Here is a 12,566-nt window from a genome sequence, read left to right on the forward strand (position 1 = left end):
CGTTTAAATTTTTTATCCGCCTTGATTACGACTAAAACCTGATACTTAGTTTAGTATCAAAATAAAAAAGGAAAAGAAATGGAAAATATAATTAAAAAGGCAATAGAAAATCAACAGTTGTTATCGTTTGTTTATAATGGTAAAAATAGAACTGTAGAACCATATACTTTTGGTGAATCTACAAAAGGCAATGATACCTTAAGTGCTTTTCAAATTGAAGGTGGAAGTAATTCTTCTAAAGATTTAGGTTGGAGACAGTCGCCACCTTAAAAAAACTTTAAATTTTAAAATTTCTAATTAATATCATAACATAATAAATCTCCATAAAAAAGAGTAGTTTAATGACTCTTTTTATACACTACCACAAGCTTTTTTATAAAATTCTTTATCATATTGGGTGTCATTTTTATATAAAGAATAAGCAATAATTATCATCTTTCTCATAACTGCTATTTGTGCTAAAGTTGTATGTTTTCCATTTGATTTTAATCTCTCAAAAAAGTTTTTAAAGTTTTCATCGTATCTAATGGCAGTCATTACTCCCATAAATAAACTTCCTCTATATACTCTTGAACCTGCTTTTGAGATTTTTGATTTCTTATGAACAGATGTTCCAGATGTTTTTTCTATTGGGTCAAGTCCAGAGAGTGAAACTATTTGTCTTTGATTTGCTTTTGGATATTTAATAAATAGATAAAGCAATACTATAGCTCCTACTTCTCCTATGCCATATACTGATTTAATATTATTATACCCTTTTAATAATTTATTATCTGAGTTAATAATATCCTTTATTTTATTGAGTATTTCAATCTCTTTGTTTTTTGATATTTTAAGAGATTTTTTTAAATCATTAATCATATACTTACTGCCATCTTTTACTGTTACAGCTTCTAGTTGATTAATTAGTTTAGAGCTACTTTTAGTAGTGAATTTATAATATGATATTAACTCTTTTAGCTCTTCAACTATAGTATCAATATAAGGTACTTTAATCTCATCATCTTTTGCTAAAGGAATAGCTTGTGATAATACTTGTGCATCTATCAAATCTGTTTTATTTCTTTGTCCTAAAGCCTTTGAGAAGTTAGAAAATTGTTTAGGGTTAATAAGGAAACATTTAATATTTTTTTCATTACAAAATTTTGTTAAAGCAAAAGAATAGTTACCTGTTGGTTCAAAAATAAAAACCAAATTATCAATATCTTTTTTATAAAGTTTATTTAACTTTGAATATAAACCTTTTAAACCTTTTACATTATTCTCAATTTCAATATTTGCTTTGTTAATAGGTATATGTACTGCAATTAATTTTTTACTAATATCTAATCCGATACAATTAATCATCGTGAACCTCCAATATTTATATTTGAGAGTTCGTTAGGCTAGGAGTTAACTCCTAGCTGATTAATTCTTTACACATAACTTAACCTCGTGTAATACGATCTAGTAAAACTTACCGATCTTGTCGCCACTCAAGTTTAAAGTGTAATTATCTGACTGTCCCTCAAGCTAGTTAATTTATTTAAGTTTATTTAACCGCTTTGGATACTTTACCAATATATTAACTTTAATGAACTCTAGATTTATTATATCATGCAGATACGAGTTTATCATTGATGAGATACAAAATCTTACTTTATTAGATATTAAATTTGAAGAAATAAGAGATGGATATAATCCAAATGACTCAAGAATGAGTCGTATTTATATAACTATATAGCAATGGACAATAAAAATGGCAATTATAAATATTAAAAACTGTAATAGTATAGACGAAGCAAGTGTAACTATAGAAAGTGGTAGATTAAATATAAAATATGGAATTAATGGAACGGGAAAGAGTACAATTGCAAAAGCTATTAAGTTTCATAATGAGCCAGAATTTTTAAATGAATTATTGCCATTTAAGTATTTTGAAGAAAATCTTGATAATAAGCAACCTTTAGTTACAAGTGTGGAAAATTATCAAAATATAATGATGTTTAATGAAGATTATATTAATCAATTTGTATTTAAAAAAGATGAATTACTTGAAAATAGTTTTGAAATCTTTATTAAAGATGAAAAATTTGATGAAAATCTATCTAAAGTAGAATTATTATTTTCTCATGTGAAAAATACATTTCAATCAAATGAAAATTTGACTAAGATTTTAACTGATTTAAACGAATTAAGTAATTCTTTTAGTAAGACAAAAGGTGGAGTTGCACAAAATAGCATAATAATGAAAGCATTAGGTGAAGGTAATAAAATTGATAATATCCCTGAAGGCTTAGAAGAATATTCAGATTATTTAAAAAGTGATAAAAATACGGCTTGGATAAAATGGCAATCTTCAGGAAAAGGATTTTTGGAAATTGCAGATAAATGTCCTTATTGTACTTCTTTAATTAAGACAAAAAAAGAGACAATAGAAAGAATATCAACTGAATATAATGATAAATCAATAGGACATTTATTAAAAATAATTGAAGTAATGGCAAGCTTAAAAGAATACTTTACTGATGAATCTCAGAAAACAATAGAAAAAGTTACAAAAAATAAGATTGGCTTAAATGATGCAGAAATCGAGTTTTTAAAGGGTATTTATAATCAGATTAATGTATTAATTAAACAATTGTCACAATTACAATACCTTGCTATATTTACCTTTAAAAATGTTGACGATATGTCTGAAAAAATAAATGAACTTAAAATAGATTTAGATTTAGTTCCTGCATTAAAGTCATCTGCAACAGAACTTATAATTAGTCCCTTAAATGAATCCTTAGAAGAGTTACTTAGTAAAGTTGATGAACTTAAAGGAAAAATGAAAAAGCAAAAACAATCAGTAGTTAAAAAAATAGAGAATTACAAAAATGAAATAAATGAATTTCTTAAATATGCTGGGTATAAATATGTTATAGATATAGAAGAAGTAAATGAAGAGTACAAACTAAGATTACAGCATTCAGATATATCATCTTTTGTAGAAAATGGAAATCAACATTTAAGTTATGGTGAAAAGAATGCATTTGCATTGATGTTATTTATGTATGATTGCCTATCCAAGAATCCAGATTTAATTATTCTTGATGATCCAATATCATCATTTGATAAAAATAAAAAATTTGCAATAATAGATAGACTTTTCAGGGGTGAAAAATCTTTTAAAGGTAAAACAGTACTCTTGTTAACACATGATATAGACCCTATAATTGACATGTTTAAAGTGTTATATGGAAAGATAGAACCTGTTCCTGTCGCATCCTTTATAAAATCAAGAAATGGTATGATAGAAGAAATACCAATATTAAAAGACGATTTACAAACTTTTGCGCAAGTATGTGATGAAAATATTTCAACTTCTAGTGATGATATTAATAAATTAATTTATCTTAGAAGATATTTTGAAGTTTTAGATGATAAAGGTGTATCTTATCAACTTCTAGCAAGTCTTTTTCATAAAAGAGATACTCCTACCAAGTTTACAGATAATGGTGAAGAGGATATGACTTTAGATGAAATAACAGATGCTACAAATAAAATCAATGAAAAAATAGAGAACTTTGTATATAGTGAACAATTATTAAAAATGAAGGACTTAAACAATTTAAAATCAATATATGGTTGTGCTGATAATGATTATGAAAAACTTCAATTATTTAGATTAATATATGAAGGTAGACATCCTAGTGATGTAGTTCAGAAGTTTATTAATGAAACATTTCATATTGAAAATGAATATGTTAGTCAATTAAATCCTAAAAAATATGAAATTATCCCTGAATTTATTATTCAAGAATGTGATAGATGTATTTTAAGTAATTAAAAGGAAAAATAATGACAACTTATAAAGATATAAATGGTGATTCGGGTGTTTTAAGATATAAAATTAACAATGATAAGATAATAGTTGAGTTTAAAGGAGGCTCTCAGTACTTGTATACATATGCAAGTGCCGGACAAACACATATTGAAAAAATGAAAGTTTTAGCACAAAATGGAGATGGATTAAATAGTTATATTAATAAATATGTAAAAAAACAATATGAATCAAAATTAAGATAGTTTTATGAATAGTTTTGAAGTATATGGTAAAGAAGCAGAAAATATTTTAATAACACAAGTTAATCAACAACAACAAATAATAAGTGAAAAACTAGAATATTATAGTTCAGGTAACTTTTTTTTTAAATTACATAGACTTGTTAAAACTATAGAAGAATTTATAAATATTTTTACCTTTGGTTTAGAAAAAGATGATACTTTTGACAGTTTTGTATCCATGGAATTAAATATTTATAATAAATTTTTTTTAGGGTTAAATCCAATTTGGAAAAGAATTGAAGATAAATATGGACAAGGTACTTGCAATAGATTAATTAATTTAGTTAAATATTCAATAGATATTAATAATTCTTTTAAAATGCTTGGATGGAATAACTTTGAAAATCAAAATAATTTAGAGTCAGTGATTGGAATGATTAATTATTTTCAGTCTCGAAGAAGATATTTTATTAGTTTATTATATTCAATTGATACCTTAAAAAAAGGTTTAATTAGTATTCCAGAAAATGAACTAGTATTGGAACTTATTCCTATAATTGAATGTCATTGTTTACCATTAACTTCAATTCAAAATAAACAGGTTTTTCAAAAATTAAATAAGAATTTTAAATTAATTGTTGATGGTATAAGGTGTACTAGTAATTACCATTATAATATATTAGATGAAAGTTATTTAGAACCTGAACGTATTTCACTATCTGAACATTTAGAACATAGAGAAACTAATTATGAAGAAGATCCTTTTTATGTTGATGATTCAAAAATATTTTCAGTTAATGAGTTTAAAAATTCAATTATAAAAATGGAAAAATTTCATCAGTTCTATGTAACAGATATTTCAGAGTTTTTAATATTTAAAAGAATAATTTTTGAATTATTAGAACATATATATGATGAATATTTTATTTTTGTTGATGAAGATATTTTTATAAATATTGTTAAAAAAAATTCAGATAAAAACAGTTCAAAAATTTTAGAATCATTAATTTCTAATTCTAATGATTATAATATAAGTATTAATTCATATCAACCTGTAATTAAAATCGAATCAGGATATACTACAAATATAAATTTATTAATGAGATTTATGTATTTTTATAAAAATAAAATATTAAATAAAAAGAGAAGATTTCAAATACATTCTGGATTTATTTTTGAAGATGAAGTGAAAAATAAACTTAAAGAAAATGGTTTTTTTGTAACTGAAAATACAAAGAGAATTGAAAGAAAAGAGTTTGATATTGTTGCAATAAGGAATAATACAATTTATAATTTTCAGTGTAAGAATAGTTTTATAGATATATCTTTGATTTATGCATCTCCTGAAAAATTTATCAGAAAAAGTAAACATTTACAAAATTATTTTAATAGAGCTTTGAGAAAAGAAGTTGAAAGGGAAAGTCTTCTTAAAGTAAAATTGAAAATTGAGGATATAAAACATTATGTTATTAGTCGTTATCCTATTGTAAGTGAGAATGAAAATATAATATCTTTTTTTGATTTACATGATTGGATTAAGAAAAATTTTAAAGATGAAATATGAACCTATCTAAATCCCTCTACACAAAAGGCATCCAATGTCCCAAAGCACTTTGGCTTAAAAAATATAATCCAAATGTTTTAACCCCACCTGACGAGCAAGCGCAGGCTATATTTGATACAGGAAATATAGTAGGGGACTTTGCTTGTCAACTTTTCCCTGATGGTAAAGAAGTACCTTTTACAAGGGAATATGATGAGATGATTGCTACAACTAAAAAGTGGCTTGATGAGGGATTGTCTAATATCTATGAAGCTACTTTTAATTATGAGGGTATTTTAGTCATGGTGGATATTTTGACTATAAGTGAGGGTGAAGTATCTATCTATGAAGTGAAAAGTTCAACTGAAGTAAAAGATATATATCTTCATGATGTATCTATTCAGTATTATGTTCTTAAGAGTTTGGGTTATAAAATAAAAAGTGCTCATGTGGTACATATAAATAATGAATATGTAAGAGATGATGAGCTAGATATTTATGAGCTTTTTAAAATAGTAGATGTCACAAGTGAAGTCAAGACAATGCAAACAAATATTCCAAATATCTTAAAAGAGTTTGAAACATATCTAAGTGATAAAGAAAATGAACCAAATATTGATATAGGAAAACATTGTAATAAACCATATGAATGTGATGCTAAAAACTATTGTTGGAAAGTACAAAGAGAAATTCCAGATTATTCTATATTTAATATCTTCAATCTTGGAAGTAAAAAACAAATCGAACTTTATAATCAAGGCATCATAAATATAGCTGATATTCCGCAAGATTTTGACATGACTGCAAATCAAAAACAAGCAGTAGAAAACTACAAATCAAAAGTAAGCTATATAGATAAAAATAGTATCGAAACCTTTTTACAAAACCTAACTTATCCAATCTATCACTTAGACTTTGAAACCTACCAACAAGCCATACCACAATACAAAGGACTAAAACCCTTTGAACAAATCCCTTTCCAATATTCACTTCATATTGAGCACGAAGATGGAACGCTAATTCATAAAGAGTATTTGAGTGAGGATAGTATAGATAGTAGATATGAGTTAGCACAAAAGCTATGTGAAGATATCCCAAGTGATGTTACAGTATTGGCTTACAATATGAGCTTTGAAAAAGGTGTGATAAAAAGACTAGCAAACTCTTTTGCTGACCTTGAAGCGCACTTATTGGCTATAAATGAAAACATACAAGACCTAATGATACCTTTTCAAAAGAAATGGTATGTAACTCCAAGTATGAATGGAAGTTATTCTATAAAGTATGTATTGCCTGCTCTTGTACCAGAGTTTGAAAAAGCATATAAAGAATTAGAAGGTGTACAAAATGGAAGCCAAGCTATGAATGCCTTTGCAAGTATGAGTAAGCTAGAAGAGGGTGAGAAGATGAAACTTAGAACTGCACTTTTAGAGTACTGTAAACTTGATACTTTGGCTATGGTGAAAGTATTAGAAAAACTAGGCAAATTAAATGAATAATTATTATGCAGAAAAACATCAAAAGCTATTAAATATTGGATATAGAAAAGAAGAATCATTTATTGAGCTATATCACATATACTTAGATAAAAAAAATAAAAATATATTAACAAATGAAAACAACAAACAGTTTTGGAATGGATTTGTAGAAATACATATTAATCTCTTACCTATGAATGAACTCTTTATACAATGTTTATCTACAGCATTAAAAGAAAATCACATTTATACAAGAGATTTTATTCAAAATATAATTGAATCAAATCAAGAATTATTGTTAAAGGCTATAAAAAGGTCAAAAATATTTTTAGATATAAATAATAAAAATTTTCAAATCATTAAGGAGTGTTATTCAAAGAGAGAGTTAGATGATTTATTTTTTAAGTCATGTGATATTTTATATAAGCAAAAACTATTATTAGAAAAAGAGAGAGATGATAAATTCTGTTTATTAAAAGAATTTGGTTATTTAGATTTAGTGTGTGCAATATCACTTTTTATGATGAAAAATGTTAATGAAAATATAAATACGATTATTTATCAAATGAATGGAAATATATTAACAAAAATATTACACGATAGATTAAAAATAAAAGATAAAAGAAAAAAACCACATGATGATGAAAGTATAAAAAGATTTTATAAAATAATCATGCCTCAACAGAATTATGAAGTTTTAGATAGACTTGAAAGAATATTTGAATCATATAAAGGAATCTATTATTTTGAAGAAAATATATTGTCAACTTTTTGTTATGATGATAATTTTAAGTATGAGATAAAGGATAATGTATTTGAATTAAATGTTATATGTCATTCAAAATATAAAGACTGGTTTAATAATGGAGAAAAAATAAATCTCCTTTTTGAATATTTTTCAGAAAAAGCATTAATAAGTTCTATAGAATTTATGTCAAAAAATATATTTGGATATCCAGAAAATGATGATATTAATAAACTTGTGAATATTAATACATTAGAAACTTATCTTTTATTACAAAACTTATATGGAATTTCAGATGATATTTCTATTTCAAAAAATACTACACTACCCTTATTTGAATCTATACATTCAATAAATAATTTAAGAGGATTATATCTAAAATATTTTTTACCTGTTTATTCAAATTTTTTAAAAGAAAAAGGTACTTGGAGTGAAGCATGGAAATCATTTCATTTTCATGGTATGAAAATTGGAAAAATGAGATTTCCTTTGATTTGTCAAAAAGAATTTCAGTTCACTGAGAATATGATAGGTTACGATAGCTCTATAACTGAAACAGATAAAAAAAATATTGAATCATTTTTTACATTTGATTTACGTAAAGTACATACTAACAATGAAGAAAAAATACCAAATATATTTGAAAAACCGTTATTAAAATTGGATAATTTCGTTTTAATTATGCCTTTTGTACTAGGCGCACAAAATTCTTCGACATCATTTATTAATAATTTATTGAATGTTCATTTTAAAAGAACAGAATATAGAAAAAAAGAAGTTCATGACAGTGAGGAAAATCTTTCTGAAGTTTTTAGAACTAATGGTTTTAATGTAAAAACTGGTTACATGTTACCTTCTTCTGAAAAATATAATATTGGAGATATTGATTTGATTTGTGAAAAAGATGGATACCTCTTTGTATTAGAATTAAAATCTACATATATTCGAACAAGTTTAGAAAATATTTGGAATTATAAAAATAGAACTTTAAGAAAAGCGTCAAATCAATTACATAAAAGAAAAAGACTAATCAATGAATTATTGAAAAGTAAAGAAGAAAACTTTATGTCTTTAGCTGGTGAAGCTAAAGCTATTTATTATTGGATTATTGATACATCATTTGAATATGACCATGAACTAATTGATGATAATTTAAAAGTATCTATGTTTGAACTTATATATGTATTAAATAGTAAAAATAAAGATTTCTACCCCAATGGTTTTGATGTATGTAAGTTTATTGAATTAATAGAATCAGGCTCAATGTGGAATAAACTATTAAAAGAAGATATTCATATGACTGAAATAAATTATAAAATTCAAATTAATTAATAGAAAAAGATTTCATAATAAGGATAAGTAATGGGAAAGCCAAATGTAAATGCGATTGATGCCCTTCCAAAAATACTACAGCGATTATCAAATGGTGAAAGTTTGTGTTTAATAAATTTGTCAAAACAATATGATGCACCAATCACAACATTACACGATAACATAAAAAATATATCGTTAATTCTTTTCCAAATAAAACTAAGTAAAAAACTTGTTGAGAGAATGAAAAAAATATCTAATGATATTACTGATAAACTGATTGAAAAAGAAGAAATGGAATAGTTTATGGATAAAGACAAATATTTAATATTTATAGATAATAAGAATAAGACTGAAGAAATTGAAAAAGTTTCATCTCCTAATGAATCAAAAGTTAAAATAAAATTTTATAGTAATAGCACAAATTATACCTATGGTAAAGAAAAAGTAACTATTTTTAAAAATCCAAAAGAAATTGATGCAACATCATGTTTGGTTTATTTAGATGGTTCATATTTATCTAATATTGTGAAGCTTCTTGATTTTAAAGATTATATAAGAATTTACTATAAAAATGGTAAAGAAAATGTATATGAAAAAAGCCGTATAGTTATTGAAAAGAATGTGTTGGCGGATGGCAATTCAAAGCAAGTATTAGGCTATTTAAAGGAGTTGGCAGAAAATATTGATACTGAAAATGATTTTTTATTTAAACAATATAAAAAAATAGTACAACTTAGTGAAAAGAGTATTTTATCTAAATACTTAAATCCATCCAAAATAGATTCATTTAAAAATAGTTCTTCAAATATATTTCCTTTTGGCTTTAATTTAAGTCAAGAAACTGCAGTATCAAAAGCTTTAACTAATCAAGTAAGTATCATAGAAGGACCTCCTGGCACTGGAAAAACACAGACTATATTGAATATCTTAGCTAATATTATTATGGAAGAAAAAACAGTTGCCATTGTATCAAATAATAATGCAGCAACAATGAATGTTTTTGATAAACTTAAAAAGTATGATTTGTCTTTTATATCTGCTTTTTTAGGAAATAATGATAACAAAGAAGATTTTTTCAATAATCAAAACCTTATATACCCTAACTTTGCAGATATTATTAACAATGATTCAGACATAAATAAATCTCGTGCAGATATTGAAAATGATACAAACTTATTAAAAGAAATGTTATCAGCACAAAATCAAATTGCAATATTAAATCAAGTGCTTGAAGAATTACTACTTGAAAAAAAATATTTTTTAGAATTATATGAAAAAAGAAATATCAAAGCTAAAAAATATATGAGTTTTTTTAAAGATACTTCTAAAAAAACTTTATCTTTATGGGCAGATTTTGAGTATATCCAGACTACTAATAAAAGTATGTCTCTTTTTTTTAAAATAAAGAATCTATTTAAATATGGAATATTCTCATTTTCTTTTTATAAATATTCAATTGATACAATAATTTTATCATTACAAAATACTTTTTATTTACTCAAAGAAAAAGAGTTGAAAAATGAAATATCAACTCTAAAAAAATCACTAACAGAGTTTGATTTTGAAAATGCTATGATACTTCATAGTAAAAAATCTATGATACTTTTTAAAACATTTTTATCTAATAAATATCAATTATTAAATAAACGAAAAGATTTTAAAAGTGATTCATTATGGAAGGACTTTAAGACTTTTATAGATGAGTATCCAGTGGTTTTAAGTACAACACATTCTTTGATAAATTGTACAGGAAAGAATTTTTTATACGATTATTTAATTATTGATGAATCTTCACAAGTTGATATTGTATCTGGATCATTGGCTTTGTCTTGTGCAAAAAATGTTATTGTAGTAGGTGACTTAAAGCAATTACCTCATATTGTAAATGAGAAATCAGCAGAAATTGTAGAAACTATTTTTAATAAATATAAAATAAACCCATTTTATCATTACCAAAACAATCTATTGTTATCAATTTCCAATATCTTTAAAGATGCACCCAAAATTTTATTAAAAGAGCATTATCGTTGTCATCCAAAAATCATAGGATTTTGTAATAAAAAATTCTATAATAATGAGTTGGTGATATTAACAAAAACTATAAATGAAAATGAGGTGCCACTTGTTTTATATAAAACTGTTGATGGAAACCATTCAAGGGGAAAATATAATCAACGTCAAATTGATGTAATCAGAAATGAAATTTTACCAACAATTATTAGTGATAATATAGGGATAATATCTCCTTTTAGAATGCAAGTAAATAAATTAAATAAAGAAATTGAAACAAATTCCAGTATAGAGGTTGATACTGTCCATAAATATCAAGGTCGTGAAAAGAATATCATTATTATTACAACTGTAGTTGATGATCAAAATGAATTTGCAGACAATTTAAATTTATTAAATGTTGCTATTTCTAGAGCAGTTGATAAACTATATGTAGTAGTTTCGGATGATGAGAAAAATAAAAATATGAAAGATTTAGTTAACTATATAAGGTATAATAATTATGATATAAAAGAAAGTAAAATATATTCAATATTTGATTTACTGTATCAAAATTATGCCCCATATTTAAATACATATTTGAATAAACTCAAAAAAGTGTCCCAATACAAATCAGAAAATTTAATGAATATTGTAATTGAAAATGTTTTAAGCAATGATGAATTCCACTATTTAGGTGTTTTTCTAAATTATTCATTAAATAAAATAATAAAAGATACTAATTTACTAAATGATGAAGAGAAAACTTTTGTGGAGAATCCATGGTCTCATATTGATTTTATAATATATAGTAAGATTAATAAACAAATTGTATTGGCTATAGAGGTTGATGGTTGGGCATTTCATGAAAATAATCCTAAGCAATTAAAAAGAGACAAGATTAAAGATGGTATTTTAAATAAATATGATATTCCATTGATTAGATTTGCTACTAATGGTAGTGGGGAAGAAGAAAAATTATTTAAAATGTTAAAAAATATACTGTAGTATGGTCTCTATATATATTAGCCAATTCTAAAATAGGGGAATGAAATAATTCCCCTATTTTATTCTCAATTAAAAATATCACATCTTGCAATGACTCTATTTGCTCTAGCTAGCAACTGTTTGCATTCTAGTTTAGAAAAGTAAAAATAATTTTCTTGGTTAAATAAAGTAATAGTTAATCTTAAATAGTGTACATTTTCTTTTTTTAGAACTGAAAAACTTAGACTATTAGTCATTTCATACTTTGTGTTGACAGATAAAATATTCAAACAAAAACAATTGAAATATTCTAAAAAATGGAATAATCCCAATAAACTAGACATAATTTAATTCAGTAAATTAATATATAATTATAATTATAATTATAATTTCTTTGAATTAATAATATTCTTTACAAATACATCACCCATTTCAGAAGTAGTAACCACTTCTTTAGCATCATAAGCAGCTAAATCTT

At 24.6% G+C, this 12,566-nt stretch carries 11 protein-coding genes; 9 read left to right on the top strand and 2 right to left on the bottom strand.

Going from position 1 to position 12,566, the window contains the following annotated elements; translation table 11 throughout:
- Positions 1-78: 78 nt before the first annotated feature.
- Entirely contained in the window at positions 79-270 is a 192-nt protein-coding gene (locus Q0617_RS11160; protein WP_298753370.1) for a hypothetical protein, read from the top strand.
- An 81-nt stretch (positions 271-351) separates the two neighbouring features.
- Here Q0617_RS11160 and Q0617_RS11165 read toward each other — a convergent pair whose 3' ends face one another.
- Complete coding sequence (locus tag Q0617_RS11165; RefSeq protein ID WP_298753371.1) at positions 352-1,347, bottom strand: IS110 family transposase; 996 nt, start codon at positions 1,345-1,347, stop codon at positions 352-354.
- A 226-nt stretch (positions 1,348-1,573) separates the two neighbouring features.
- Between Q0617_RS11165 and Q0617_RS11170 the strand changes: the two genes are divergently transcribed.
- From Q0617_RS11170 to Q0617_RS11205, 8 genes are read left to right on the top strand one after another with little or no spacing between them, the layout of a single operon-like run.
- Positions 1,574-1,723 carry a hypothetical protein gene (locus tag Q0617_RS11170; RefSeq protein WP_298753372.1) on the top strand — a complete coding sequence of 50 codons (150 nt, stop codon included), beginning with the start codon at positions 1,574-1,576 and terminating at the stop codon, positions 1,721-1,723.
- A gap of 15 nt (positions 1,724-1,738) precedes the next feature.
- A complete protein-coding gene (locus tag Q0617_RS11175; protein WP_298753373.1) occupies positions 1,739-3,814 on the top strand; it encodes an AAA family ATPase in 2,076 nt (691 codons plus the stop codon).
- 11 nt (positions 3,815-3,825) lie between these two features.
- A complete protein-coding gene (locus Q0617_RS11180) occupies positions 3,826-4,053 on the top strand; it encodes a hypothetical protein (RefSeq protein WP_298753375.1) in 228 nt (75 codons plus the stop codon).
- 4 nt (positions 4,054-4,057) lie between these two features.
- A complete protein-coding gene (locus Q0617_RS11185) occupies positions 4,058-5,596 on the top strand; it encodes a hypothetical protein (RefSeq protein WP_298753376.1) in 1,539 nt (512 codons plus the stop codon).
- A complete protein-coding gene (locus Q0617_RS11190) occupies positions 5,593-7,074 on the top strand; it encodes a DUF2779 domain-containing protein (RefSeq protein WP_298753377.1) in 1,482 nt (493 codons plus the stop codon). The genes Q0617_RS11185 and Q0617_RS11190 overlap by 4 nt, the downstream gene beginning before the upstream one ends.
- A complete protein-coding gene (locus Q0617_RS11195) occupies positions 7,067-9,130 on the top strand; it encodes a hypothetical protein (RefSeq protein ID WP_298753378.1) in 2,064 nt (687 codons plus the stop codon). The genes Q0617_RS11190 and Q0617_RS11195 overlap by 8 nt, the downstream gene beginning before the upstream one ends.
- A 30-nt stretch (positions 9,131-9,160) precedes the next feature.
- Positions 9,161-9,412: a hypothetical protein gene (locus Q0617_RS11200; RefSeq protein ID WP_298753379.1), complete on the top strand. Its 252-nt coding sequence runs from the start codon at positions 9,161-9,163 to the stop codon at positions 9,410-9,412.
- Positions 9,413-9,415: 3 nt separating this feature from the next.
- Positions 9,416-12,109: an AAA domain-containing protein gene (locus tag Q0617_RS11205; protein WP_298753380.1), complete on the top strand. Its 2,694-nt coding sequence runs from the start codon at positions 9,416-9,418 to the stop codon at positions 12,107-12,109.
- A 65-nt stretch (positions 12,110-12,174) separates the two neighbouring features.
- Here the strand turns inward: Q0617_RS11205 and Q0617_RS11210 are convergent, their stop codons facing one another.
- The gene (locus Q0617_RS11210; protein WP_298753381.1) at positions 12,175-12,345 is read right to left on the bottom strand and encodes a hypothetical protein; all 171 of its coding nucleotides are present in this window, start codon (positions 12,343-12,345) and stop codon (positions 12,175-12,177) included.
- Positions 12,346-12,566 lie beyond the last annotated feature (221 nt).

This window comes from uncultured Arcobacter sp. (genome assembly GCF_937982575.1).
Classification (GTDB): Bacteria; Campylobacterota; Campylobacteria; order Campylobacterales; family Arcobacteraceae; genus Arcobacter.